The organism is Streptomyces sp. NBC_01276 (assembly GCF_041435355.1).
Taxonomy (GTDB): Bacteria; Actinomycetota; Actinomycetes; order Streptomycetales; family Streptomycetaceae; genus Streptomyces.
In genome coordinates, this window is the sequence record NZ_CP108443.1 from 535,163 (window position 1) to 561,448 (window position 26,286).

Annotated in this window: 18 protein-coding genes and 5 pseudogenes; 14 read left to right on the top strand and 9 right to left on the bottom strand. The window is 69.2% G+C overall.

What is annotated here, in order from left to right; translation table 11 throughout:
* The first annotated feature begins 4 nt into the window (after nt 1-4).
* From OG295_RS39860 to OG295_RS39875, 4 genes are all read left to right on the top strand, one after another.
* Nucleotides 5-3,136: a Tn3 family transposase gene (locus OG295_RS39860; protein WP_331738870.1), complete on the top strand. Its 3,132-nt coding sequence runs from the start codon at nt 5-7 to the stop codon at nt 3,134-3,136.
* Between the two features lie 333 nt (nt 3,137-3,469).
* Entirely contained in the window at nt 3,470-5,659 is a 2,190-nt protein-coding gene (locus OG295_RS39865) for a hypothetical protein (RefSeq protein WP_331738872.1), read from the top strand.
* A 282-nt stretch (nt 5,660-5,941) separates the two neighbouring features.
* On the top strand, nt 5,942-6,883 hold the full coding sequence (locus OG295_RS39870) for a recombinase family protein (RefSeq protein WP_371681524.1): 942 nt from the start codon (nt 5,942-5,944) through the stop codon (nt 6,881-6,883).
* On the top strand, nt 6,880-7,005 hold the full coding sequence (locus tag OG295_RS39875; RefSeq protein WP_331738876.1) for a hypothetical protein: 126 nt from the start codon (nt 6,880-6,882) through the stop codon (nt 7,003-7,005). The genes OG295_RS39870 and OG295_RS39875 overlap by 4 nt, the downstream gene beginning before the upstream one ends.
* A 158-nt stretch (nt 7,006-7,163) precedes the next feature.
* Here OG295_RS39875 and OG295_RS39880 read toward each other — a convergent pair.
* Nucleotides 7,164-8,747: pseudogene (locus tag OG295_RS39880) on the bottom strand (DUF4158 domain-containing protein); the annotation flags it as partial.
* Between the two features lie 118 nt (nt 8,748-8,865).
* Between OG295_RS39880 and OG295_RS39885 the strand changes: the two are divergent.
* The 4 genes and pseudogenes from OG295_RS39885 to OG295_RS39900 form a co-directional block, all read left to right on the top strand.
* Nucleotides 8,866-9,720 (top strand): annotated as a pseudogene (locus OG295_RS39885) (recombinase family protein); the annotation flags it as partial.
* A gap of 91 nt (nt 9,721-9,811) precedes the next feature.
* Nucleotides 9,812-10,573, top strand: a complete 762-nt coding sequence (locus OG295_RS39890) for a hypothetical protein (RefSeq protein ID WP_331738880.1) — start codon at nt 9,812-9,814, stop codon at nt 10,571-10,573.
* Between the two features lie 289 nt (nt 10,574-10,862).
* A complete protein-coding gene (locus OG295_RS39895) occupies nt 10,863-11,123 on the top strand; it encodes a hypothetical protein (protein ID WP_331738882.1) in 261 nt (86 codons plus the stop codon).
* A gap of 471 nt (nt 11,124-11,594) precedes the next feature.
* A complete protein-coding gene (locus tag OG295_RS39900) occupies nt 11,595-11,951 on the top strand; it encodes a YidB family protein (RefSeq protein ID WP_331738884.1) in 357 nt (118 codons plus the stop codon).
* 243 nt (nt 11,952-12,194) lie between these two features.
* Here the strand turns inward: OG295_RS39900 and OG295_RS39905 are convergent, their stop codons facing one another.
* A complete protein-coding gene (locus OG295_RS39905; RefSeq protein WP_331738886.1) occupies nt 12,195-14,147 on the bottom strand; it encodes a hypothetical protein in 1,953 nt (650 codons plus the stop codon).
* Between the two features lie 409 nt (nt 14,148-14,556).
* On the opposite strand from OG295_RS39905, the pseudogene OG295_RS39910 reads away from it, so the two are divergent.
* Nucleotides 14,557-14,967: pseudogene (locus OG295_RS39910) on the top strand (IS5 family transposase); the annotation flags it as partial.
* 13 nt (nt 14,968-14,980) lie between these two features.
* Here OG295_RS39910 and OG295_RS39915 read toward each other — a convergent pair.
* The 4 genes from OG295_RS39915 to OG295_RS39930 form a co-directional block, all read right to left on the bottom strand.
* A complete protein-coding gene (locus tag OG295_RS39915; protein ID WP_331738890.1) occupies nt 14,981-16,045 on the bottom strand; it encodes a terpene synthase family protein in 1,065 nt (354 codons plus the stop codon).
* Nucleotides 16,046-16,068: 23 nt separating this feature from the next.
* On the bottom strand, nt 16,069-17,091 hold the full coding sequence (locus OG295_RS39920; RefSeq protein WP_371681525.1) for a polyprenyl synthetase family protein: 1,023 nt from the start codon (nt 17,089-17,091) through the stop codon (nt 16,069-16,071).
* Between the two features lie 175 nt (nt 17,092-17,266).
* On the bottom strand, nt 17,267-18,685 hold the full coding sequence (locus tag OG295_RS39925; protein WP_331738894.1) for a cytochrome P450: 1,419 nt from the start codon (nt 18,683-18,685) through the stop codon (nt 17,267-17,269).
* Nucleotides 18,686-18,907: 222 nt separating this feature from the next.
* Nucleotides 18,908-19,135, bottom strand: a complete 228-nt coding sequence (locus OG295_RS39930; RefSeq protein ID WP_331738896.1) for a cold shock domain-containing protein — start codon at nt 19,133-19,135, stop codon at nt 18,908-18,910.
* A gap of 77 nt (nt 19,136-19,212) precedes the next feature.
* On the opposite strand from OG295_RS39930, the pseudogene OG295_RS39935 reads away from it, so the two are divergent.
* A pseudogene (locus OG295_RS39935) lies at nt 19,213-19,529 on the top strand (transposase); the annotation flags it as partial.
* 385 nt (nt 19,530-19,914) lie between these two features.
* Here OG295_RS39935 and OG295_RS39940 read toward each other — a convergent pair.
* Together OG295_RS39940 and OG295_RS39945 are read right to left on the bottom strand one after the other, a co-directional pair.
* A protein-coding gene (locus OG295_RS39940) for an IS5 family transposase (protein WP_371681526.1) occupies nt 19,915-20,804 on the bottom strand; the annotation gives its coding sequence in 2 pieces (ribosomal slippage) (nt 19,915-20,450 and nt 20,450-20,804; 891 coding nt in all).
* Nucleotides 20,805-20,826: 22 nt separating this feature from the next.
* Nucleotides 20,827-21,093, bottom strand: coding sequence for a cold shock domain-containing protein (locus OG295_RS39945; RefSeq protein ID WP_331738900.1), 267 nt, complete (start codon nt 21,091-21,093; stop codon nt 20,827-20,829).
* 843 nt (nt 21,094-21,936) lie between these two features.
* Between OG295_RS39945 and OG295_RS39950 the strand changes: the two genes are divergently transcribed.
* A complete protein-coding gene (locus OG295_RS39950; protein ID WP_331738902.1) occupies nt 21,937-23,370 on the top strand; it encodes an MFS transporter in 1,434 nt (477 codons plus the stop codon).
* An 87-nt stretch (nt 23,371-23,457) separates the two neighbouring features.
* Here the strand turns inward: OG295_RS39950 and OG295_RS39955 are convergent.
* Nucleotides 23,458-25,013 (bottom strand): annotated as a pseudogene (locus OG295_RS39955) (glycoside hydrolase family 15 protein); the annotation flags it as partial.
* Here OG295_RS39955 and OG295_RS39960 point away from each other — a divergent pair.
* The 3 genes from OG295_RS39960 to OG295_RS39970 are packed head-to-tail and all read left to right on the top strand — an operon-like array spanning nt 24,952 to nt 26,233.
* Nucleotides 24,952-25,734 carry a hypothetical protein gene (locus OG295_RS39960; protein ID WP_371681527.1) on the top strand — a complete coding sequence of 261 codons (783 nt, stop codon included), beginning with the start codon at nt 24,952-24,954 and terminating at the stop codon, nt 25,732-25,734. The pseudogene OG295_RS39955 and the gene OG295_RS39960 overlap by 62 nt on opposite strands.
* Nucleotides 25,731-26,090 carry an NUDIX hydrolase gene (locus tag OG295_RS39965; RefSeq protein ID WP_331738904.1) on the top strand — a complete coding sequence of 120 codons (360 nt, stop codon included), beginning with the start codon at nt 25,731-25,733 and terminating at the stop codon, nt 26,088-26,090. Before OG295_RS39960 ends, OG295_RS39965 begins: the two co-directional genes overlap by 4 nt.
* Nucleotides 26,087-26,233 (top strand): hypothetical protein, encoded by a 147-nt coding sequence (locus tag OG295_RS39970; RefSeq protein ID WP_331738906.1) that lies wholly within the window; start codon nt 26,087-26,089, stop codon nt 26,231-26,233. Before OG295_RS39965 ends, OG295_RS39970 begins: the two co-directional genes overlap by 4 nt.
* Nucleotides 26,234-26,286: the final 53 nt, after the last annotated feature.

Consider the following 26,286-nt stretch of genomic DNA (forward strand, 5'->3'; position numbering starts at 1 on the left):
TGCCATGCCCATGGAGTTCCTGACTGACGAACAGGCCGCGTCGTACGGCACCTTCAAGGAGGTTCCGACCCGCCCTGAGCTGGAGCGGTTCTTCTTCCTCGATGACGAGGACCGTCTGCTGATCGCGAAACGGCGGGGTGACCACAACCGGCTGGGCTTCGCTCTGCAGATCTGCACGGTCCGGTACGTGGGGCTCTTCCTCGTGGAGGACCCGCTGAACGTGCCGTGGGCGGTGGTTGACTACCTGGCCGAGCAGCTGGGCATCGAGGACGCCTCGTGTGTGAAGCAGTACACCGAGCGGTTGAAGACGGCGTACGAGCACGCCTGGGAGATCCGGGACGCGTACGGGTACCACGAGTTCGAGGATCCGGCGTGGGCCCGGAAGTTCCGCACGTTCCTGCACGGGCGGGCCTGGACGCACGCCGAGGGGCCAGTGGCGTTGTTCAACCACGCGGTGGGGTGGCTGCGGCGCAACCGGGTGCTGCTGCCGGGGGTGTCCACGGTGACCCGGCAGGTGTCGGAGGTCCGGGCGGTTGCGGAGAAGCGGCTGTTCACCACGGTGGCCCGGGCCGCGCGCAGGGCCGATCCGGCGCTGGCGGGTGAGCTGGTGCGGCTGCTTCAGGTGCCGCAGGGGGCGCGGTTCTCGGAGCTGGAGCGGCTTCGCCGGCCGCCGACGCGTACGACGGGTACCGCGATGGCGCGGGCGCTGGACCGGGTGAACGAGATCTCGGCGTTCCAGCTGGGGCGGGTGAATCTGACGCGGGTGCCGGTGAACCGGCTCTCCACGCTGGCCCGCTACGGGCTCGCCTCCAAGGCCCAGACGCTGGAGCGGACCGTGGAGCCCAAGCGCACCGCGCTGCTGACGACGGTGGTGCGAAGTCTGGAGGCCGCGGCGATCGACGACGCGCTGGACCTGTTCGCGCTGCTGATGGCGACTCGGCTGATCGGCCCGTCCAAGCGCGCCTCGGACCGGGAACGGCTGGTGATGCTGCCGCACCTGGAGAAGGCGTCGCGGACGGTGGCCAAGGCCGCGCGGGTGCTGGTGCGCCAGTTGGAGCTGACCGAGGAGGTCGGCGCCGTCCTGGACGTGGCCGCGCTGTGGCGGGCGCTGGAGGAGGTGGCCTCCCGGGCTGCGGTGAACAACGCGGTGCGGCTGGTCGAGCAGCTGGTGCCCGAGGACGACGGCTCGGCGGAGATCGCGTTGCGCCAGCAGCTGACGGGCCGCTACAACACGGTGCGCCCGTTCCTGGCCCTGCTGGGCGAGAGCGACGCGCTGGCGGCCGCGCAGGGCGGGCGGCGGGTGCTCAGGGCGGTGCGCCGGCTGCCGGTGCTGGCCCGGCGCAAGGTCGCCCAGCGTCCGCTGCTGCCCAAGGAGATCGACGCCGAGCTGGTGCCGCCGGCCTGGCGCAAGGCGGTGTACTCCAACACCGCGCTGCCCGAGGGCGCGGTGGACCGCGACGCCTACGTGGTGTGCGTGCTGGAGCAGCTGCACCGCGCGCTGACCCGCCGCGACATCTTCGCCTCGCCGTCGAACCGCTGGTCGGACCCGCGGGCCCGGCTGCTGGACGGGCCGAGGTGGGAGGCGGTGCGAGACGACGTGCTGGCCGGGCTGAGCCTTGAGCAGCCCATCGAGGAGCACCTGCAGGGCCTGACCCGCGCACTGGACGCGGCGTGGCGGCAGATGGCCGCGCGGCTTGAGGAGGCGGGGCCGACGGCGAAGGTGGAGGTCGTGGTGCCACCGGAGGGCGGGCGCGCGAAGCTGAGCGTGGACAAGCTCGGCGCGCTGGGCGAGAGCGAGTCGCTGGCGTGGCTGCGCAAGACCACCGAGGCGATGCTGCCGCGCATTGACCTGCCGGACCTGCTGTTCGAGGTGAACTCGTGGACCGGGTTCCTGGACGCCTTCACCCATGTGTCGACCAGCGCGACCCGGATGGAGGGCCTGCCGGTCAGCCTGGTGGCGCTGCTGGTGTCGGAGGCGTGCAACATCGGGCTGACCCCGGTGACCAACCCGGCCTACCCGGAGCTGACCCGCAGCCGGCTCTCCCACGTCGACCAGAACTACCTGCGGGTGGAGACGATCGCGGCGGCGAACGCGGCGCTGATCGAGGCCCAGGCCCGGGTGCCGCTCGCGCAGATGTGGGGCGGGGGCCTGCTCGCCTCCGTCGACGGCCTGCGGTTCGTTGTGCCCAAGCGCAGCATCAACTCGGCGCCCTCACCCAAGTACTTCGCGCAGAAGAGGGGTCTGACCTGGCTGAACGCAGTCAATGACCAGGTCTCGGGGATCGGCGCGATGCTGGTGCCCGGCACCCCGCGCGACAGCCTGCACACCCTGGACGTGCTCCTGACCCTGGACGGCGGGGTGCGGCCGGAGATGGTGGCGACCGACAACGCCTCGTACTCCGACATGGCGTTTGGAATCTACAAGATGCTGGGCTTCCGCTTCGCGCCGCGCTTCCGCGACCTGGCCGACCAGCGGTTCTGGCGCGCCGAGATACCCGGGGCCGAGGAGGTGAGCCACTACGGGCCGCTGGAGCCCATCGCCCGCAACAAGGTCAACCTCAAGAGGATCCGCGAGCAGTGGCCGGACATGCTGCGGGTGGCCGGCTCGCTGATCACCAACCAGGTCCGCGCCTACGACCTGATCCGGATGTTCGGCCGGGAGGGCCACCCGACCCCGCTCGGGCAGGGCTTCGCCGAGTACGGGCGCATCGAGAAGACCTTCCACCTCTTCGACCTGGTGGACCCGGTGGACGACACCTACCGCCGGCGGATGAACCGTCAGCTCACCGTCCAGGAGTCCCGCCACACCCTGGCCCGTGACCTGTGCCACGGCAAGCGCGGGCATATCCAGCAGGCGTACCGGGAGGGCCAGGAGGACCAGTTGGCCAGTCTCGGGCTCGTGTTGAACGCGGTAGTGCTCTGGACGACCCGCTACCTGGACGCGGCGGTCACCGAGCTCCAGCGGGCCGGCCACACCATCGCCGAGGAGGACATGGCCCGCCTGTCCCCGCTCAAGACCAAGCACCTGAACGTGCTGGGCCGGTACGCCTTCGCCGCGTCCCAGCCCGAGAAGGGGCTGCGGCCGCTGCGCGACCCGAACACCGTGGACGACGACGCCGAGACGGGCGACGAGTAGTACCGACTTCTCGCTCTGGCCGTGGAAGCGCCCGAAGGGCCGAACGGGACAGCACCGGCAGAGCCGGGCATCGTTGAGCTGCGCTAGCACTGCAACGGTGCTGGCCACGCTGCTGGCCAGCGCGGTCTACCTGACAGTGCGGGTGGTTGATGACGCCCTGGACCTGGCCCGAGGTACTGCTGGAGGTGTTCAGCGAATCGCGCGGGATGCCCACCCATGATCATTCGTCGCCAGGTTCGGACAAACCGTGTGTAGTCGGACGTTGTGGTCTAGCGTCTTGATCACCGCGTACGCGCTGGCCGTGCGGGCGGAGGGCGCGGCGAGGAGATCGCGATGAGTGAGGCGACGGAATCCGTGGACGCACAGGCATTGAGGGTGGAGCGGTGGCGGGCGCTGCTGTCCGGGGCGGACGGCAAGGGGGTCAAGGGGGAGGCGATGCGCGGGAGCGGGGCGGTGAACCTGCTGACCGGTGTGTGGCTTCACGCGGCGGCACGAGCGGAGCAGGGCCTGGAGCTGACCGAGCTGGAGCTGTCCATCCTGGCGCCGGTGCAGGGGGTGCTGAGCGAGGAAGAGGTGGGCGCGGTCGGGCGTGTCTACCGCGAGGAGCGTGGCGGGGACGGGCTGGCGGCCGTCCTGCCTCAGGCTGTGACCTCCCGGAGCCTTTCGCAGGGGTTCAGCCTGGAGGAGTACAAGGCGGCGTTGACCGAGCTGCTGCCGCAGATCGCCGCGATGCCGAACGTGGCAGTGGTGGACAGGGCCAAGCTCGCCGCCGGCGAGAACGTTGACTCTCCCGAGTTCACCGCGGCGCTCGCCCGCCACCGCTATGGCGTCACCGGTTTCACCGCCCCCAGCGATGGCGATGCCGCCGTCGGCACCCAGGAGAACACGAGGCCGTTCTACGCCGTCCTCGAATGGGATCGCTTCATCTGCATCGAACCGGCCGGCGATCAGGGAGGAGGCCGGGACGAGATCTACTGGACGGCCTCCGCCAACACCCAGGGCTATGGGGCCACCTCGCGCACCGGCGAGGCCGGAGGGGTCACCAGGGGCAACACCTACTGGATTCACGGCGACCACCAGACCGGCGACAAGGCGTTCTTCCGCACCGCTTTCAACGGGTGCGGGTCGGTCGTCATCACCTGTTGGGAAGCCGATCAGTCCAACGCCGAGTGGTACACCGAGCTGGGCAAAGCTCTGCAGACAGTCGTCGACCAACTGCAGGCATCCGCTGACTTCTCCGGCATGGTCCCCGGTCTGGACCTCTACGGTCACCTGCACAGCGCCCTGAGCTTCTTCACCACATTCTGGGAGGCCTTGCGCAACAAGGACGACCTGGTGCTCTCCCGCGCCTTCGCCTTCGGCCGCGCAGACCTCAAAGCGATGGACGACCTCCCGGAAGTGCACTGGAGGTTCGACGCCACCTCCCGTGGGATGGGCGACTTCGACCTCGTCATCCGGTACACCGGCAGCGACCCCGATCACACTCCTCCCCGGCCGTGGAATCCGAGCCTGCTGGTGCACTCCACCGACGGCTATGGATGGGATCATTTCGCATACCTGCCTGAGGCGGAAGCCAGTTCAAAGCCGGCGCTGGCCGCTTTCGACGGCAAGCTCTACTGCATGGTCAGGCGGGACAGCGACTTGGAGTACGCCACGTCCGACGGCAGTACCTGGACCGACTTCACCAAAGTTTCCTACCCGGTCTATGGCACAGCCCCGGCCCTGGCCGCCTTTGACGGCAAGCTCTACTGCGCCGTAAACGTTAGCGGGGGCATGCAATACGCCTCTTTCGACGGCGCCACCTGGACCCCCTTCACCCTCCTCGGAAACGCGAACGGTTACGGCCTGCCGCCCGCCCTGGCCGCCTTCGACGGCAAGCTCTACTGCGCCTTCAAGGACGGGCAAGGCTACCCCTCCCTCAAAGCATTCGACGGCCGCTCCTGGTACTACGTGACCACTTACGGCCGCGCAGACAGCCGTTCCGCCGCTCTCGCCAGTTTCGAGAACAGGATGCACTGGGTCGTCTCCAACGACCGGGCACTGGAGCACCGCTCATTCGCCTATGGGCATTGGAATTCCCACCCCGTCATCGAAGACAGCGACCAGCCACTAAGCGAACCTGCCCTGGCTGCCTTCAACGGCAAGCTGTACGTCACGTACACAAAGAGCGACCGTAGAGGCAACGGCATCGTGCGCTGCTCCGTGCTCAACAACGGCAGATGGTACCCCGTAGATAAATTCCCTCAGCACCTCAGCACCTCAGCACCTCAGCACCGCTGCACTCGCTGTCTTCAACGACCGGCTGTACTGCGTGCAGGGCGGATAGCGCGGCTCCGCGGAGGCAAGGTGCCGAGCCGGAGCGCCGGCCTGACGGCCGGCGCTCCGGCTCGCGCAGGACTACGGGGTGGACGCAACGGACCGCCGGGGCCGTACGGCCCCGGCGATCCCTTTTCGGCTGTGCGCCGAGTGTCGAACGTCCACGCCAACCTTTTCGACCGAAACGCTTGCGGGCGGATCGGATGATGATCGCACCACCTGATATAGCGATGCGTGATGCCGGTGACGGTCGGTCACTCGCAGAAATGATCAGATATGCGAGTTCTGCGAGAGGCCCGAGCCGTGTCCGTTTTGATCCGTTTCGCTGTCGCAGAAAGCCTCTCAAAAGCCCGGCGTTCTGCGAGGCACTTCTGAGAGACTGCGGGCGTGGATTTGACGCCTGATCAGGCCGCATCTGCGGTGGAACGCCGCGAATGCCCGAAGTGCGAAGTCCCGGCGGGGAGTCCCTGCCGGACGCTCGGCGGGAAGGTGGCGGCAAAATATCACACGCCACGTTTCATCCTCGTACCCGCACTGCGCGAGGACCTCGAAGTCCTCGTCCCCGCCGACCGCGGCCCGGGCCGGACCTGGAAGCCGGGCCCGGCGCTCGCCGTCGTCCCCGAACCCGCCGCCGGGAGCCGGCCCGTGCGGATCGGGTACGCCCGCACGTCCATGGTCAGCCAGGAACTGGCCAGCCAGATCGAGGCCCTGGAGGCGGCAGGCTGCACGAAGATCTTCCGGGAGAAGATCAGCACCCGCGTCAAGCACCGCCCCGAGATGGCGGCAGCCCTCAAGCTCGCCGCCGAGTTCAAGGAGGCAGCCCCCGACCAGGTCGTCATCCTCACCGTCCACGAGATGAAGCGCCTGGCCCGCAACGCCGCCGAGCTGATGCAGCTCTCCGCCGACCTGGAGTCCACGGGCATCCTGCTCGAACTCCTCACCGGCCCGCTCACCGGCGTCTACGACCCCAACGGCATGGGCTCGATGCTCTTCGCCGTGCTGGCCGTCGCCGCCCAGCTCGACCGCAACTACATCCGGGAGAAGACCCTGGAAGGCCAGCAGACCGCCGCCCGCAAGGGCAACCACGGCGGCCGGCCGAAGGTCATCGACGACGACATGCTGACCTTCGCCGTCGCGCTCAAGGACAAGGGCACCCCGGTCCCGGAGATCGCCAAGAAACTGGTCATCAAGACCGGCAAGAACGCCGGCGAGCACCCTTCGGTGGCCTCGGTGTACCGGGCGCTCGCCGACGCCGAGGAGGCCGCCGCACTCGCTTCGGTGGACGACGGCCTGCCGCTGCGGCCCAAGCCCGTACGCATCCGCCGACCCGGCGACCCGCTCACCGCCGAGGAGATCGACCTGCGCGAGCGCCTGGTCGCCCAGCGCGCCCAGCTGACCGCCGCCGACCGCGAGGAAGAGGCCAGCCGGTGATCCCCTCAGAGCACCGGCTCAAGGGCGGTGCACCACTGCTCGGAGCCGCGCCCGGGCCCTTCGACACCTGGACCGAGGACGACGACCCGGCGCCCGAGCAGGACGACGACCTGCGGTGCTGACGCCCCGGGCCGGGCGCGCGGGCGCTTACTCCTCGTCGTCCTCGTATTCCTCCTCGGGAGGATCGCTCTCCTCTTCGAGCCGCCGACGGGGCCGTCCTGGTTTCCGTCCCAAGATCATCCCTTAGCGCCAATGGCCACCCGGCTACTACTCAAGGGCGGGTCGGCCGGGCCTGCTCCCACGCCTCGCCGTCCAGCAGTTTCGCCCGCGGGTCGCCCCACTTCGAGGAGTTCCTCGCGAACACCTGCTTGCTCCGCAGCATCCGGTGCAGCTGCTCCAGCACGCAGAACGTGTACGCCTTCCAGTCCACCGTTCCCGGCTCCAGGTGCGGGGCGGAGAGCACCAGGCGCCGCCACGACCCGACGAGCAGGCCGGTGTCGATCTCGGCCGGGCCGACCTTCTTGCGGCCCATCAGGTCCGGCAGCGACTTCAGCGCGGTCAGGACCGGCGCACCCTCGGGAGTGGCGCCGAAGTCGACGACCTGGACCAAGAGCTTCAGGAACGGCCGGACGGTGCCGAACCTGCCCACGAGCATGGACCGCCACGCCTCGTCCGCGTCGGAGTCCAGCGGCGGCGTCAGCTCGAACAGCGCGGCGATCGCGGCGGCCAGCTCGTGCCGGGGCACCACCTGCTCGATCCGCTCCCACATCGCCTCGAAGCTCTCCACCGCCGGGCCGGTGACCTCCCCGGTGTCGGTGTCGACCAGTTCGCTCGTGGTGTCGAAGACGACCTGGAACGCGGTCGCGAGCTTCGCCGAGGCCCGCTCGACCTTCGGCAGCGTCTTCATCTTCTCCTTGACCGTCTCGCGCTCGGCCTTGGCCAGCAGCTTCGTCGCGATCAGCACCTCCAGGAGGTCGAGCGCGTCGTCCACCGCCCGGGTCGTCAGGTAGACGGCGGTGGCCAGCAGCGTCGCCAGCCGCCTCGAATCGCCGTGCCGGCGCAGCAGTGACGCCTTGCCGTCCACGCCGTACCTCGACAGCTCCGCCAGGCGCCGCGGCGGGATCGCCGACACGTCCAGGTCGCCCATGCCGAGGCCGGCGATCTCCTCGGCGCGCTGGAGCGCCCACTTCATCTGCGGTCCGGACACGCGTACCGGGCCCCGGCGCAGCCGGTCCAGCTCCGAGACCCGCTCGCCAGGCGGCACCATCAGCAGCGAGTCCAGCACCGCCCGCTGCCCGGTGTTCAGCAGCCCGTACAGCGTGTCCCACAGCCGCTGGTTCGCCGCCTCGCGAACCGAGGCCACCAGCCTCGTCAGCGTCGTCACCCCGGGCAGCAGCACCCGCCGCTCGCGCAGCCACCCGGCCGCCGCGTCGAACAATGCCTTCGGGCCCTCCCCGGTCGTCCACGCCCGCGCGTCCACCCAGACCCGCAGCTCGGCCTCCGCTTCGGCGAACTCCCGGTACTCCAGGACACGGCGCAGCTCACGGACGTGCTCCAGCCTGGTGTTCTCCCTCTCCCCGTACACCTTCAGGACCGATGGATCGCCGATGTCGAGCTGCTCGGCGAGGTAGTCCACGACCTCCGCCGGCACATCCGTCGGGTCGTCCAGGAACACACCGAGGTAGCGCGCGGTCGTCAGCTGGGTGGCATAGCCCAGGCGGTTATGGGCCCGGCGCTTGGACTCGATCAGCTCCCGGTCCGCGTCGTCCAGGAAGAAGAAACGCTCTAGCTCCGAGCGGGAAGGCGCCTCGCGATAGGCCGCGTACGCGGCAGCCTGCTCATCCGTCAAAAAGTCGACCGGCACCCCGGACCTCCAAACAGTCGATCAACACGACTGCCGAAGGTTCAGCCCCACAGAAGCCCAGGTCAAAGCCCCCGTCGAGACCGGACCGGCTTAGCGTCGGTTTTCGTTCCGATGTTCCTCGTCCCCCTACCACACCGGTCGCTTCACCAAGGTGTCCCGGCTCGCGAAACTCCTGCGTGTGCCCACCCCCACCGACCGCGGCCCCGGCCAGCCGTGGCGGCCCGGCACCCCGGCGCCCGCACCCGTCGACCCCGACAGCCCGAGCGCCGACATCCGCATCGGGTACGCGAGGTGCTCCAGCCTCACCCAGGAACTCCAGCCGCAGCTCGACGCGCTCGCCGGACACGGCATCCCCGGGGACAAGATCTTCGCCGAGAAGATCAGCACCCGGGTCCGCGTGCGCCCGCAGTTCGAGGCCGCACTCGCCGCCGCCCGCGAGATCAAGGCGCACGCCCCGCACTGCCGGGTGATCTTCACCGTGAACGAGATGAAACGCCTGGGACGCGACGCCGCCGAGCTGACAGCCCTCGCCGACCACCTCACCGCCCACGGACTGGTCCTGGAGATGCTCGCCGGCCCCCTCCAGGGGATGTACGACCCCAGCGGCCCGGGACGCCTGCTGTTCGGGTTCTTCGCGGCGATGGCGGAAACGGAGCGGGAGAACATCCGGGAGTCCACCCTCGAAGGGCTCGACGCCGCGGCCCGCAAGGGCAACCACGGCGGCAGGCCGCCGGTCATCACCGACGACATGCTGCACACCGTGCTTCGCCGCCGCGCGAACGGCGAGACGGTCGAGGTCATCCAGCCCGACCTGCTCATCCCCACCGGCCGCCGGAAGGGACAGAGCCCCAGCCTCTCCAGCATCTACCGGGCGCTGGCCGAGCACGAGAAGACCCAGGCGTACCCGGAGGCCGTCGAGACGGCACACGCCGACTTCGCCGCCCTCCAGCAGCGCGACCGCAGCCCCAAGTAGTTACTCAGCGCTACATGTCCGCTCGCCGTAGCTATACGAGAACAGGGCCGACGGCACCGTTTTCACCGGCTCCTACCGGCTGGTCACCACCTTGACCGACGCCGGCCGCTACCCGGCGACCGTGCTGGTGGGCCTCTACCACCAGCGGTGGGAACACGAATCTGCGTATTACGCGCTCCGTCACACGATCATGAACGGGCGTGTCCTGCGCTCGGGCGACCCGGCCGGCGTCGAACAGGAGATGTGGGCCCTGCTCACCCTCTACCAGGCCCTGCGCACCGTGATGGTCGAAGCCGCCGAGTCGCTACCTGGGACCGGTCCAGACCGCTGCTGTTTCACCATCGCCCTCCAGACCGCCCGCGACCAGGTCGTCCAGGCCGCCGCCGTCATCACCGCCCCCGCCGATGTCGGTCGCGTCGGGCTGATCGGGCACCGGATCCTGGCCCGTCTCCTGCCGCCCCGGCGGCAGCGCGTCAGCACCCGCAAGGTCAAGTCACCGATGTCCCGTTACAGCACCCGCCATGACGACGGCAGGCCCGACACCAGCCGCACCATCACCGGTCTCGACATCAGCGTCCTCGAACCTTGCGAACCGCACCCTCAACTCCCCGCCATCTCCCGCGACGACCGGAACACCGCCCTCGCCGACCGCCGCCGTCATCGGATCCTTGGCCTGCTCGAGGAAGACCCCACCCGCCTCTGGCGGCCCCGTGACATCGCTTCTCACTTCGGTGACATCACCATGGAGACCATGTATCGGCAGCTCTCCAGATGGGTCGATACCGGCCTCATCCACAAACTCGGCCCCGGCCTCTACGCCGCCACGGCATGGACTCCAACACCCCTTGCGTGACCTGCGAAAACGTTAACTACCCGGCCTTGGGTCAAGGCCCCATCGTGGTCTGGCGTGTTCAGCGGCAAGGATGACCGCGACGATCCGAAACCCGCCCCCCGCCCCTTCGGCATCACAGGCAGGTCCTTCCTCCGGCGGTGCTGGCCCGGGACAGGTCCTGCCCGGTTGCGGCGACAAGCCGGGACTGGATGTGACCGTCGAGCCCAAGTAGCTGACGGTCGCATCGGACGGGTCCCTCACCGCTGAGGTCAACTGCACCCTCGGGGCCGGATGGCATCTGAGCTGGAGAGTGCAGATCGACGGCGTTGGCAAGCCCGTGCCGCATACGAACTACTACCCCAAGGATGATCTGGGGCGGCCCGGCCCGTACACCTTCGATGTCCACCTGTCCCAGGTTGAGCCCGGTTCTGCCCGCACGATCTACGTCGTTCTCACGGACGACTTTTCCTACCGACAGCTGAGCGAGAACCGGAACCCGGACGGATCGCTCCTGAAACTCCCGAACGGTGCACGCAAGGTCTCCAACTCGGTTCTGGTCAAGCGCTACTGACCTGCCCCGGCACAGCAGCGAGGTTCGGCCATTGATCGGCTCGACGGCATATCCGTAGGCCGACGGAATCCTGCACGCCCCATGGAGCCCGAAGCGGCCGTGGCTAGGGCCTGTCTGACAAATGTCGCCAACCTACCGGCGGTACATCTTTGTTCACCCGCTGACGTCGCCCGAGGCGGCATGCAGGCCGGCATCGCGGGCATCTCGAACGCGGTCCTCGGTGCTGGCGTGCCGCTGGTAGCGCGGCTGTGGAGCGGCGGTCAGTACAGCCCCCGCGGACTACATCCCGGTCAGCTGGCTCCTGGAGTACCTCGGAACCTGACCTGCCCCCGGCCTGCCCCGTCGATGCAGCGTACGTGCCTCACGCCTCCTGAACGCGCGGTGGGCCTTGCACCGTGCCGAGATCCAGGTCAGGCGACACGATCGGCGGAAGACCATGTTCTGGTCCGAGAACTGGGCAAGAATTCGTTCATGACCGACCTGACGATTTCAGCGAAGGACTTCTCGGACGCCGGCCTGGAACCGCAGTTGGGGTCCTGGATCAGCTCCGGGCCCAACGATCCCGTGACCGTCGAACAGATCACCCGGGCCATCGGGGACGACAGGCTCGCCCAAACCGCCGAATCTCTCGGCCGTGAGCCCCTCGACCTCGCCGCAAGTCTTGCCGCCGATCTCCCCGTCCTCATCGACACAGCCACCCCGGAGGGCCGTATCGAAGCGGCCAGCACCCCGAAGATCAGGATCAGCGCCGCACAGCCGACCTCAAAGCAAATCGGGGCATATGCGGCTAATTTCACCGTGATCTTCGACGCCGTGCCTCGCGCCTGAACCTTTTGTATGACGGCTCGTCGGCATGGCCGACGAGCCGTCTTCCTGGCCGGGGGTGGACTCCATCATTGATCTTGTGTTTGGCAGAGGCGAACTGATGACCACCGTGGCCAAGGGGTCTGGCAGGGGAAGGTGAACAGGGGGTTGCCTGAAACGTCGACCCGGCCCTGGAGGGCTCCACCGCTGCCAGAGAGCGGTGGGGCCGTCCGGTATGCCGCCTTGGTCTGTGTGGGTCTAGGGAGTTCAGGTGGTGTAGGAGAGATAGAGGCCGCCGCCCTGTGCGGCCAGGGCGGGTGAGTGGGTGGCGGGGGTGCCGGGGGCGGGTGCGAAGCCCGTCCACTGTGCGGAGGTGCCGGTGCCGGTGCGACGGGCGGTCCAGATCTGTTGGTCCAAGCCGAGGACGGCGCAGTGCAGGCGGTCGTCCTCGGCAGCGAGGGAGGGGCCGCTGGCGGTGGTGGTGCCGCCGACGGGGACGGCGTTGCTCCAGCTCTGGCCGGTGGACTCGCTGGTGTAGACGGTGCCGTCGGGGGTGGTCCAGGCGAGCACCATCTTGCCCTGGACGCAGGCCAGGGCCGGGGTCCAGTTGGTTCCGGCCTGGGGGTGGGGGACGAACTCGCTCCAGAGGTTTCCCTGCTTCTTGCTGATGAAGATCCTATGGTCTCCGACCCCGCGGACGGCGCACCACAGTTCGCTGCCCGTACTGGCCAGGGATGGGGCGTCGCGGGTGGTACCGGGGAGCGGGAGGCCGAGGAGATGCCAGGTGACGCCGTCAACGCTCCAGTAGCCCCAGAGGTGGTTGTCGTCGGTGCGGTGAACCAGGTAGAGCTGGTTCTGGTGGGCGGCCAGGGCAGGTGCGGACCGGCCGGGGGTAAAGGCGGACATCTTCGCCCAGGGGCTCCAGGTGCTGTTCGCGATGTGGGCGATGTGGTAGCTGCCGTCACCGCCCTCGGCGGCGACGTAGAGGCGGTCGCCCTGGATCGCGAGCGCGGGGGTGGAGGGCGTCCTGACGTCGAAGTTGACCGGGAAGGGGCTCCAGGACTGGCCGTTGAAGGAGGACATGGTGAGGGAGGGGAGCACCCGGACGCTGCTGGCGACGCGTACGTCGACCCGCCCGTTGTTCTTGCTGCGGCCGTCGAAGGTCCACCGGTCGCTGCGTGCGCCTGAGGAAAGCATCGATTCCAGTGCGGGGCGGTCGAACAGGAAGGTGCGTTCCTGGACGAGGTCGTCGGCGAACCAGTCGATGATCTGGCCGATGAGGTTGGCCAGGCCGGAGACGAGGTTGGCGAAGCCCTGGGTGAGTTCGAGGTGCTGGCCGGCGGGGAAGTGCCCCAGCGCCTGGGCGACTTCCCAGGCCATCACCGAGATCTTGTCCAGGGTGCGGACCAGGTCCGGGGAGGCGGCGCCGTCGTACTCCCAGGGCTGGATATTGAAGATGAGGACCTTGTTGACGCCGCCCTGGTAGACCACCGTGTTCGGGTCGAAGCTGTGGTGTTTCCCGTCGCTCCACACGTTCTCGTACAGGCGGGTCTTCATGGGGCGGCGGGTGCCGCCGTCGGCGCCGGCGGCCGTGGCCATGTAGTACTCCTCGTCACCGATCTCGATCGATCCCGTGGTGAGGACGAAGTACTCCAGCTCGACCCGCGCCACGAGAGGTCCGGCCGCGGCCGCCGCGGCAGCTTCCCGGTGGCGGGAGGCGGTCACAACTGTCGCCCCGTACCCGTAGTCGGTCATGCCCTGCCCGAATGCCGCAGCCGCGGCCGCACCGTCTCCTTCCTCGGGGGCGTCGAGGTCGATGACGTTCACGTTGCCCTGCGCCAGAGCCTCCGCGTCCCCCCGCGGGGCATCCGCCGCCAAGTCCTCCAGGGTGTAGCCGCGTTCCAGCGGCCGGCCGACCAGGCTGTCGGGAAACACCTGGGCGCGGGTGGCCGCCTCCTCCACGAAGGCCCGGCCGAAGTCACGGACTTCCTCGTCGGAGAACAGCTCGCGCAGCGGCCCCAGGAAGCGCGCCTCCAGGTCCGTCGGCTGCAGTCCTGCGTCCAGGCGCGCCGCTCCGTGCAGCACGATCCCCCACAACAGGTTCGAGCCGCGCGAGGGCGCGGTCCGCTTCCCTGCCCGGCTCACCTCGGGCTCGCCCCGCAGGCGGGTACGCAACCGCTCCAGACGGTCGACACGGGAAACCTTGAACTCGGTCGTCATGCGCAGTCCCCATCCGCAGAAGAACACCGGTGAACAGGGCAACCCTTCCACTTCGGCAACACAGCGTTAAAGGCCATTTACAGACGGTGCATGCCCTATTTCGGCCAGTCACGCCAAGCCGTTCAGCCGCAGTCAGAGAGCCCTCCCCGGACAGCACAAGAGGACGCACGGCAGCAGCTTGCTGCTCGCACCGCCGGACGCGTAACAGTGGAAAGTGGCCGTTGAGACTCAGGGCTGGCGGAGATGCTTACGCAATCACGCCGTCTTCGGGAGGCAGGAGTCGACGGGTCGATGATCCGGATCGACACGCTGTGCGAGCGTCTGGCGTTGCCGACCACCTACCGGCTGAGCCGTTTCGTGACGGCCCCCGCGCGGGAGTCCGATCACGAGCACTCTGATCATTGAGCCTGTGGCAGGTCGAGGCCAGTTGACGGATGCGGCGTGGGAGCGGATAGAGCCCGTCTTACCGCGCGTGGATGGGCGTGGTCGCCCGTGGCGTGATCACCGGCAGGTGGTCAACGGAGTGCTCTGGCGGCTGCGGACTGGCGCCCCGTGGCGTGACCTGCCTGAGCATTATGGGCCGTGGCAGACCGTCTACGAGCGGTACGCCCGGTGGGAAGCGGACGGGACCTGGGCGAAGCTGCTGGAACACGTCCAGGTCCGCGACGACGCGGTGGGCCGGGTCGAGTGGACCGTCTCCATCGACTCCACGATCAACCGGGCCCACCAGCATGCGGCCGGCGCCCGCAAAGAACACGAGCGCGCGTTTGACCGCGCGGATCGCCCCTGGGCACCCCCAGGTCAGTCGGCTGGGCGGGCTGTCCCGTTCCGCTTTATTCGGTGAAGCGGTTCCAGCGTGCGATGTCCATCGGAAGGGTCAGTGGGTGGTGCCGGTCGGTGTCGGTGTCGGACAGTCGCAGTTCGTCGGTCGGAGAGGTGTCGCTGGTGTAGCGGGGGGAGGTGGCGCTCCACATGGTGACGCCGGCGATGAGGTGGCCGAGGGCGTCGAGGTAGGTGCGCAGTTGGGGGCTGGCGCCCGGGTGGAGGGTGTCGCGGAGTTTGAGGAAGGTGTCCAGGATGCGGTTGCGCAGGGCGTTGGCCGTGTCGACGGCTTCCTGGAGGGTGAGGTGGGGATCCTCGTTCTGAAGGACGCGGACGAGGCTGCAGTCGTATTCGCCGCCTTCCGTCTCCTTGTGGCGGGAGAGGAGTTCGTTGTCGAGCTGGACGATGGTCACGGCGGTCTGGGAGGCGGCGATCGCGGCGGGCGAGTCGATCTCGTGGGCGGGGATGTCAACGCCGGTGGAGATTTCGACCATGGCGGCCACGGCGGCACCGGCGCCGTGGGCGTACCGGAACGCGAGGTAGTCCTCGAGGGACGGCAGGGTGGCGGTCCGCTGCAAGGAGGCTTCGTGGACCACACCCAGGGCGTAGCCGCGGAATCCGTCGATGGCTCGGCGCAGGGCTGAGGGGTGGGCGATGGTGTGCAGGTCCTGGACGATGTCGGCCCATGCACGGACCCAGACGTCGTCGTCGGGCGTGAGGGCGTCAGGTGTCTCCATGATCTGGACGAGGCGGGCAGCGCGGCGGATGAGCTGATGGAGGCCGTCCTCGGAGGCCCCGGCGCGTTCGCATTCGTCGTCCAGGGCGAAGCCCCAGGCCATGTAGCGGGCCATGGTACGGGCGCTGAGGCCGGTGGCGCAGGGGATGGTGGCAGCGGTGCCATAGGCGCCTACGGAGCCCATCAGGGCGGCCTGCTCGGCGCCGGGGCACACCCCGGTCTGCTGAAGCCAGTCGCCGATCTCACCGGCCATGGCCTGGGTGTCGGCGTTGGCGAGGGGGGTGATCGGGGCCCAGAAGGTGGGCAGCTCGAATGCGGTGGCGGGGGCGGGGGCGGTCATGGGGTGCTCCTGGGGTGCGGGTTTCAGTGGGTCCGGTCGGCGGCGAGGCGAGCCAGAGTGGTGAGGTCGGCTTCGGCCACCTGCTCGGGGTGGGCTGCGTGCAGGTTTTCGAGCGCCTGAGCGAGGTGGTGGCGGCTCTGGCCGACGGCCCAGTCGCGTCCGCCGGCGGCCTTGATGAGGTGGGCGGCCCGTTCGAGTTCGTCGGAGCTCAGCGGGCCGGAAGTGGCGTACAGGGCGGCGAGTTCGCGGGCGGGTTCGTTGGCCGCGGACAGTGCGGCCGCCACTGGGAGGCTCTTCTTGCGGGCCTGCAGGTCGGCCAGACGTGGCTTGCCCGTCACCGCCGGGTCGCCCCAGATGCCGAGGATGTCGTCCGCGAGCTGGAAGCACTGGCCCAGGTGCGCGCCGAACTGCCGCAGATGGGCGGTGCGCCGCGCATCGGCTCCGCCTGCCAGGGCTCCCAGGGCGCAGGAGACGGCGATCAGCGAGCCGGTCTTCGCCGCCGCCATCGCGGCGGCCTCGCTCAGGCTGGCCGGTTCGGTGCGCTGTTCGAGGGTGGTGTCGGCGTACTCGCCGTCGATCAGTTCCTGTACGGCCGCCGTCAGCCACTGCAGGCCGGTGCCGCACAAGGGTGCGGGCGCCTGTGCAAGGGTCTGCACGGCGAGGAAGAACAACGCGTCGCCGGCCAGAATGGCCGCCGACGTGCCGAACAGGGCCTGGACGGTGGGCCGGTGACGCCGCAGCTGGTCGTTGTCGATGACGTCGTCGTGCAGCAGGGAGGCGTTGTGGACCAGTTCGGCCGCGACCGCAGCGGGCAGGGCCTGGGCCGCCCGGCCGCCGACAGCCTGGCACGCCAGGAGGACCAGCGCCGGGCGCAGAGCCTTGCCCGTGAGGGTCGCCGGGCGGCCCTGGGCATCGGTCCAGCCGAGGTGGTAGTCCGTCAGACGGCGTATCGGCGGGGCCAGATGCCGGGCGGCCTGGCGCAGGGCCGGGTCGACCGTGCACGCGGCGTCGGCCAGGATCTCACCTGCGGATCGGGCTCGGGGCACTGATAATCGTTGTAACGCCATCCTGGCTCCTCGTCTGTGCGGTCGTGGTGGATGGTGACGGCGCGCGTACGGGGCGGAGCAGCTGGTGCGGCAGGCGGCGGGCCGGGTCCGGACGTGGTTCGCGACGACGCCGGGCACGCTGTGGCCGCCGCGGGGATCAGCCGAGGCGGGAAGGCTATGCGCGCGGGCCTGTTCTTCGGCCGGTCGGTCTGCTGCCGCCGCCGTCAGGGCCGGGAGACGGCCGCGGATGGGCGACGACGATGACGCGGTCAGGCGTCAGCACCGCCTTGGCAACCGGCCGGGGCTCGGGGCCGGGCCCCGGAGTCAAGCGCCACCGGGTACTGACCGCCACGAGGGCGATCAACGACTCGGTGAGGCTGAAGACGTCACCGATGCACTTGCGTGCGCCGCCACCGAACTGGAACAGGCCACGCTGACCGGCGTTGTCGCCCCGCGGGGAACACCAGCGGTCGGGGTCGAAACGCTCGGGATCGGGGAACAGACGCGCGTCATGGTGCAGCATGTAGGGGCTGAACACCACGGCACTCCCCGCGGGGATGCGCCACTCACCCAGGCTGGCGTCGGCGGTCGTGGACCGGGTGAGCAGCCAAACCGGCGGGTACAGGCGCATCGCCTCGGTCAGTACGCCGCGGGTGTACTCCAGGCGGGAGAGATCCTTGACAGTGGGCACCTGACCTCCGAGGACGCCGGCGATTTCGCAGTGCACACGTTCCTGGACTTCAGGGTGCCGAGCGAGCAGGTGCAGGGTCCAGGACATGGCCGTCGCGGTGGTCTCGACTCCGGCCATCATGAACGTGAAGATCTGCTCGTGGACCTCCGCGCCATTCAGCCTGTCCTCGCCCTCACGGGCTTCCAACAACGCCGACAACGTGTCCTCACCGTCGGTGCGGTCGCCCTTGACGCCCTCGTAGTCATCGATGAACTGGTCGATGACCGCGTGCAGGTCCGCCGCCGCCCGGTGGTACTTCCGGTTGGCGGAGGTGGGCAGCTTCTCCCACAGCCGTAGCGGCGCGGTCATCTGCCGGTAGACGCCCTCGGCGACGATGGGGATGGCTCGCTGGACGGTAGCGATGGAAGCTCGGTCCAGACCGGAACCGAACAGCGTGCGTGCGGTGATCCTCGCGAACAGTGTGACCATCTGTTCCACGATGTCGACCGGCCGTTCGGCTTGCCACGTCCCGGTCAGTGCGTCGGCCTCCTGAGCCATGACCTGCGCATACGCATCCAGCCTGGCGCGCGTGAAGGCCGGCTGTACCAGCGGACGCTGGCGCTGGTGCTCGGTCCACGCACTGGTCGCCAGCCCGTTCGCCACGATCTGGCGGGCCTTGTCGAAGAGCATCCCGCCCTTGTCGAACACCGCCGGCTCACGGAGCATCTGCTGCACCAAACCCGGCTCGCAGACCACATAAGCCCGAACCGGCCCCAGTCGGATCCGGAGCAGGGCCCCGCAGCCCGATAACGACTTCATGAACTCCAACGGCCCCCGCCTCAACTGCGGAAGATGCCCGAGGAGAGGCCACGCCCCCGGCGCGTCCGCCACCCGACTCGAAATCCGCTCCACCACAGCCGGCACCGAACCCCTCCGTCGACGTCCACGCGGCAAACCCTAGGGCCCCCGGACGCTGCCAGTCAGGCAAACGATCACTTCGCCACGGCAGGCGGCGCCGCCGCCTGCAACCGGCAAACATGCCCCGGCAACGGTCTTCGAGATGTCGGGGTCACGCCCAGACACAGCTCCGCCCCGGCACAGAGTCGGCGCGCTGTACCGGGGCGGGGGCTGTGTCTAGGCAGTCAACTATCCAACGGTTCGAACGTCGGTGGCCTGGAGACCGTTTGGTCCCTGCTCGACCACGAAGGTCACTCGTGCGCCCTCTTCGATAAATCCACCGTCCAGCTGGATCGAAGATGGGCGAATGTACAGCTCATCAATCCACATGCCCTGATCGGGATCCGGCGTGAGGTATCCGACTCCCTCGCTGGCGTTAAACGACTTCACCGTGCCGGACTTCCTTTTGACTGCCATCACTACCCCTTGTGTGCGGCTGGGACGCTTGTCCCACCGGTGGATCTTGCCCTAGGTCCTGTCTGATAATTGATCTTGTGGTGGGTCGAGGTGAACTGACGGATGCGGCGTGGGAGCGGATAGGCCCCTGCTGCCCGGTGTTGATGGACGTGGACGGCCGTGGCGGGATCACCGGCAGGTCATCAATGGGGTGCTGTGGCGGTTTCGGACCGGCGCCCCCTGGCGTGACCTGCCGGAACGCTACGGACCGTGGCAGACCCAGTTCCGCGCGATCTCCACCCGCTTCGATAAACTCGCCGCACGCTACAAAGCCGGAGTCCACCTCGCCGCGCTGCTCGCGCAGGCCGATGCCGAAGGCGACCTGGACTGGGTTGCTGAGGTCGATTCAACGATCGTGTCCCAATTGGCGGGTCCGCTGCCTTACCCAAAGCCCTTTCGGCTTCGCCTCAAGGAACGTGGGTGTCGGCGGTGACCTATCGCATCGTTCGGCTGTTATGCCAACCATGAAGCCCACCTTGCGCAGCCTAGCTGCCATTGCTCTCGCAGGTGCCACCCTGTCACTAGTCGCTCTCGCAGGTGCCACCCTGTCACTAGCCGGACCCGCTCAGGCCGACGGCCCCCGACCCTACCCAACCCCCTCCCCCCGCGAAACCGAATACCGCTTCAGGCTATGCACATCGATCCCAGACACCTGCCCAGGGAAGGGCAGGCTGCTCCTCTTCGACCGACTCCCTCACCGAAACAGCGGCATCTTCTACTAGGCGGTGTCTGGCAAATGATCACGGATTGGGTTCGCGGAGCCAGAGGATCAGTGAGGCCAGGACGACTCCGGCGCGGTAGCGGTCGGCGAGCTTGTCGAACCTGGTTGCGATCGCCCGGAACTGCTTGAGGCGTGCGAAGCACCGTTCGACCACGTTTCGGTCACGGTAGACCTCCTTGTCGAAGGCGGGCGGTCGGCCACCGAGGCGCCCTCGGCGCCGGCGGTTGGCCGCCTGGTCGCGGCGCTCGGGGATCGTGACGGCGATGCCCCGACGCCGCAGCAGGTGCCGGATCGCCCGGCTGGAATAAGCCTTGTCGCCCAGGACCCGGACCGGTGTCGTGCGCGGACGGCCGGTATCGGCCCGCGGGACACGGATCCCGTCGAGGACCTGACCGAATGCGGTGGCGTCGTTGACGTTGCCGGGCGTGAGCACGATGGACAGGGGCAGGCCCCGGCCGTCGACGGCGAGGTGGACCTTGGTGGTCAGCCCGCCTCGGGACCGGCCGAGGGCCTGGCGCGTCTGCGAGCGGCCCGGATCTTCCAGTTCGTCCCCGTCTGTGGCCCCTTTTTACGTGCACCGGCGGAGTGCTGGTGGGCCCGGTTGACCGTGGAGTCGACCGCGACGGTCCACTCCACCCGGCCCACCGCGTCGTCACGGACCTGCACATGCTCCAGCAGCCTTGCCCAGGTGCCGTCCGCCTCCCACCGGGCGAACCGCTCGTAGACGGTCTGCCACGGCCCATACCGCTCAGGCAGGTCACGCCACGGAGCCCCAGTCCGCAACCGCCACAGCACACCGTTGACCACCTGCCAGTGATCACGCCACGGCCGACCACGCCCGTCCACCTGCGGCAACAAGGGCTCTATCCGCTCCCACGCCGCCTCCGTCAACTCACCTCGACCTGCCACAAGATCAATTATCAGACAGGCCTTAGAGCCGGCTATTGCCGCGTCCGTCCGTCTGTTGCCCTGGTCCGTCCTGGCTGCGGGCATCCTCCGGACGGTGGATGTTGTCGGCACGCAGGCCGGCGCTGTCGTGGGTGAGGTCGAAGAGGACTCTGTCGCCGGGACGCAGACAGGGGCCCTTTCCGTGGATGGCCCGGGCTTCGGCCCGGATGTCCGGTCCGGTCCCGTCCTGGCTGATGAGACCGGTACCCCGGTCAGGGTCGAACCACTTCACGACTCCGCAGGGTGACATGCTCTGCCTCCTCATTGGCCGGATCTGGAAGCCGATACTGTCCGCCTGCTCTCGGCTGGAGGGGAGGGCGTGATCAGGGGCGTGATGCAGTGGATTCCGGCGTGGCTGCAGGCGGCGGGCGCCCCTTGCGCGGTGGGCTGCGGGGGCATGCCAGCACCGCCCCCCTGCCTGGGAGCAGACGGGTGGTGCTGGCCGATCCGGCTGGTTCCGCGCTGGTGGGCCATGGCGCCGGCCTACTTTCGACCGGCTGACGGCTGGGGGCTCGTCCGCTGCGGCATCGGGACTCCTTGCCGGTGGACGGTACGGGGATGCGAGAAGACGGAGAGCTGCGGCGGGGGAGTGGCCGGTGTCAGCGTCGGGCGTCAACTCTCGCCTCCGCTTGTCACGCGGGATGCCGAACGCGGTGCTTGTGATGCCGGGTGGTGGCCGGGTGTGGTTATGGTCGGTTCAGTCCGCGTCGACAGGGCGTGCGCGGGCGAGGCCCGGTGACCAGAGCGCTCTGGTGGCAGTAGCACCGGGCCGCCCAACCACCCCGAGGACGAAGGTCCCGGCTACGCACGCGCGGCCTTTGGGTGCGGCCGCCCGCCCGGCGGGGCCGAGCGGCAGGCCGGGCACTCCTGTGGCTCGCCCCGGACTGCCCCACCACCAACGTCGTCTACGAGCCCGCCCCTGAACAACGGCATGAAGGCCTGGGGCGGCCGGCACAGTACGGGTCTGCCTGGGTCAGGTGCTGCGCGCCTGCAGCTGTGGTGGTGGTTGTCCGTGGGACGGTCGTGGCTGAGCTTGCCGGCGCGTGAGCGTTCGAGTGCCGGTGTGAGACACCGTGGACCTTGGGCGGATGGGATGGCGGGTATGACGGGACCGGCTGGTGCTGGGGCTGCGGGAGATGTGCCGGGCGCGCGGCGGATTCTGGCGCCGTTGGCGTTGGCGCAGTTCATCTGCAGTTTCGCGGGTTCGAACATGAACGTGATGATCAATGACATCAGCGAGGACCTGGACACCACGGTGCAGGGCGTGCAGGTCGCGATCACGATCTTCCTGCTGGTGATGGCCGCGCTGATGATTCCGGGCGGGAAACTCACGGACAAGTGGGGCCGCAAACGCTGTCTGCTGGCGGGCCTGGTCGTCTACGGGGTGGGGGCGGTGCTCAGCGCGGTGGCGCCGGGGCTGGGTGTGCTGATCCTCGGGAACTCGATCCTGGAGGGTGTGGGCACGGCGTTGCTGATCCCGCCGGTCTACATCCTGACGACGCTGCTGTTCACCGGTACGGCGGCCCGGGCGCACGCGTTCGGGGTGATCATGGCGATGGGCGGGATCGGTGCGGCCGCGGGGCCGCTGATCGGCGGGCTGATCACGAGTGCGATCAGCTGGCGGGCGGCGTTCGTGTTCCAGGCGCTGGTGATCGTGGTGATCGTCGTGCTGAGCCGCGGGATCGACGATCCGCTGCCGCCCGACCCCACCCGCCCCTTCGACACCGTGGGGGCCGTGCTGTCGGCGGCAGGTCTCGTACTGCTGGTCACCGGCATCCTGGCCGTCGACAACAACGGCTGGCTGGCACTGTGCCTGCTGCTGGCCGGCGCTCTGGTGCTGGCGGGCTTCTTCGCCTGGGTACGGGGGCGCGAACGCGCGGGCAAGGAGGCCCTGCTGTCGACCACCCTTTTCCGCAACCGCACCTCCAACCTGGGCCTGATCACCCAGAACACCCAGTGGCTGATGCTCATGGGCGTCTCCTTCACCGTCGCCGCCTACCTGCAGGTCGTCCGCGGCTACGACGCGATCCAGACCGGCGTGATCTTCACCGCCGCGACCCTCGGCATCCTCGCCTCGTCACTGGCCGCGGAGAAACTGGCCCGCCGGCGCGCGCAGCGCACCCTGATCATGACCGGCTTCGTGGTGACCGTCGCCGGCATCGCCGTCCTGATCGCCCTGGTCGCCGGGACACCCGGCCCGTGGGCGTTCGCTCCTGGACTGCTGCTGATCGGTCTGGGGCTGGGGGTGATGCTCACCCCGTCGGTGAACATGGTCCAGTCGTGCTTCCCCGAATCCCGCCAGGGCGAGATCTCGGGGCTGTCGCGCAGCATCTCCAACCTCGGCTCCTCGCTGGGGACGGCGGTGGCGGGAACGATCCTGGTGTCGGGGCTCAGCATGGGCGCGTACGCGGCAGCGATGGCGGCCCTGGCCGTGGTCGGCGTGGGCGGCCTGGCGGCCGCCGCCCTCCTCCCGCGCACCCACCCGACAGCGGCCGCCGCAGGCGAAGGGACACCGCGAGTGCCGTGACCGACCATCGGGCCGCATGCGGTGCGCTTACCGATCGGGCGGGCCGGGGCGGGCTGTCGAGGGCCTGCTCCGCTGTGTCGAAAGGTGTCAGTGGGAGCGTGCTTCGGCGCGGTCGAGTTCTTCGTCGAGGGCGATGGCGGCGTCGATGAGGGCGAGGTGGGTGAAGGCCTGCGGGAAGTTGCCCAGCTGCTCGCCCGAGGGGCCGATCTCCTCGGCGAACAGGCCGACGTGGTTGGCGTAGGTGAGCATCTTGGAGAAGGAGTACCGGGCCTGGTCGAGGCGTCCGGCCCGGGCGAGCGCCTCCACGTAGAGGAAGCTGCACAGGTTGAAGGTTCCCTCCGAACCGCGCAGGCCGTCGGGGGAGGCACCTGGGTCGTAGCGGTAGACGAGGATGGCGCTGACGAGCTCGCCGTCCATGGCGTCGAGGGTGCTCAGCCAGTCCGGGTCGTCGGGGGTGACGAAGCCGACCTTGGGCATCAGGAGCAGGGACGGGTCGAGGACGTCGGTGTCGTAGTGCTGGACGAAGGCACGGCGTTCGACGTTCCAGCCGCGCTCGACGATCTGCCGCAGGACCTCGTCGCGTGCTCCCAGCCAGCGGGTCAGATCACCGGGGCGGGAGTGGGCGGTGGCGAGTTTGACGGCGCGGTCGAAGGCGACCCAGGTCATCAGCCTGCTGTAGGTGAAGTTCTGGCGGCCGCCCCGGGTCTCCCAGATGCCCTCGTCCGGGCGATCCCAGTTGTCGGTGAGCCAGTCCACGACGCGCGCGAAGGCGTGCCAGCCACGGATGCCGCCGATGTCCCGGGCCTGCGCGAGGGCGTAAGCGGCCTCGCCGTAGATGTCGAGCTGGATCTCCGGTCGGCGGCCGCGTTTCCGGCCCGTACCGGGGCGGAGCGCCGGTCGCCCTCCAGGTGGTCCAGCACCTCCTCGGTCAGGTGCGGTTCGCCGTCGACCCGGTACGTGATCTGCAGCGGCTCGCCCGAGGCGGTACCGCCGGCGTCCAAGCGCTCGCGCAGCCACCGGCGGAAGGCGTTCGCCTCCGCGGTGAAGCCCAGGTCGATCAGGGACCGCACCGACAGGGAGGCGTCACGGACCCAGGTGTAGCGGTGGTCCCAGTTGCGCTCCCCGCCGATCTGTTCGGGCAGCCCCATCGTGGCGGCGGCGATCGGGGCACCGGTGGGAGCGTAGGTGAGGAGCTTGAGCGTGATGGCTGAACGGGTGACCATCTCGTGCCAGCGGCCACGGTAGCGGGAGGCACGCAGCCAGTTCAGCCAGAACCCGCTGCAAGCGTCGAAGCCGGCGAGGACCGCGTCGGTGGAGGGCGCCTCACCCCCGGGCCGGCCGCTGAGACCGCCCGCCGAGCCGGCTTCGGTGGTGAGGACGACCGCGGCGCGTTCCCCGGCCTGCAGGGTGAAGCGGGCGGAGACGTCGGTGCCGTCCGGGTGCAGCATGATCGACGCGGTGACCTGCAGGTGCAGGTCCGTGCCGGGCCCCCGGAACAGCACCGACCCGTCGTCCAGGCTTCTCAGGTCGTGCGGTGCCCGGCCGTAGTCGAAACGGGGCTTGCACAGCAGCTCGAACGGCATGCTGCCCCGCACCACCCGCACGGCCCGGATCAGCCGGTGCCGGGCGGACGGCGTCGAGGACGCTGGAGCCGACCAGATCGCGATCGTCACAGGCACCGGCGAGACCGGCCGACAGGTCCGCCACTACTTCAGCGAAGACACCGCCCTCAGGGACTTCCTCACCGGCCGCGGCCAGGAAGACAAGTACGCGCCGATCGCGCACCTCCACGAACAGGCCCAGTTCGCCTTCATCGAACAGCCCCGCGACGGCCGGTACGGAACCGCCCTGCCCGTCATGCTCGCCTCCGGCTTCATCAGCGGCGACGATTTCCTCCTCCTCGCCGGCGACGACCTCCTGCTGCGCGCTGACGGCGGCCACGACCTCGCCGACCTGACCACCGCCCGCACCCGGGCAGGAACCCCCGGCGCGATCGCCGCAGCCACCGTCCCGGGGCACTCGGCACACCGATACGGCATCCTCACCCCCCCCCGCACCACGCCAGCCGGCCACCCCGTCCTCGACTCCATCGCCGAGAAGCCCACCGGCTACACCCAGCCCACCGCCTACATCAACATCTCCCGCGCCCTGCTCTCGGGCGACGCCGTCCCCTACTTCGACAAGCTCCAGCCCTCCAAGGCCAACGGCGAGTACCAGGCCACCGCCGCGATCGCCGCCTACGCCCGCGACCACGAGGTCCTCATCCACCCGGTCGCCGGCGAGTACCACGACTGCGGCAACACCACCGGCTGGCTCGCCGCCAACAACGCCGCCGCCCGCGCGCACGCCATCACCACACGGTGACCGCCCCGGCCGTCCCCGTCCGGACCAGCGCCGTCATCCTCGACGGCGACCAGCTCTGCCTGATCCACCGCCGCCGCCCCGCCGGCGACCAGTACTCCGTACCCGGCGGCCTCGTCCAAGACCTCGAACCCATCCCCGCAGCCCTCGCCCGCGAACTGCGCGAAGAACTCGACCTCGACCTCGACGAGGTACCCCAGGCCCCAGAACTGCGCTGGGTACAGGACCAGATCACCAACCGGCCCGGCACCACCACCCCGCTGCGCCGCCTCCACCTTGTCCACCTGGTTCGCCTGCCCCCGGTGTCCGGCCCACCATCGCCACCACCGAGCAGGACGCCCAAGACGACACCGACGTGACCTGGGTCGACTACCGCGAAGCCGCCCGATTCCACCTCTACCCCGACATTCGGCCCGCCCTGCGCGAACTGCCCGACGCCGGCCACACCACGCCACCGGTTTGGCTGGAACCCATGACCGACCACACCTACCAGTGGAGGTAACCGCCCGCCTGCTCGTGCGAGACCAGACAACTCCCGGATCCCCGCGCAGGTCC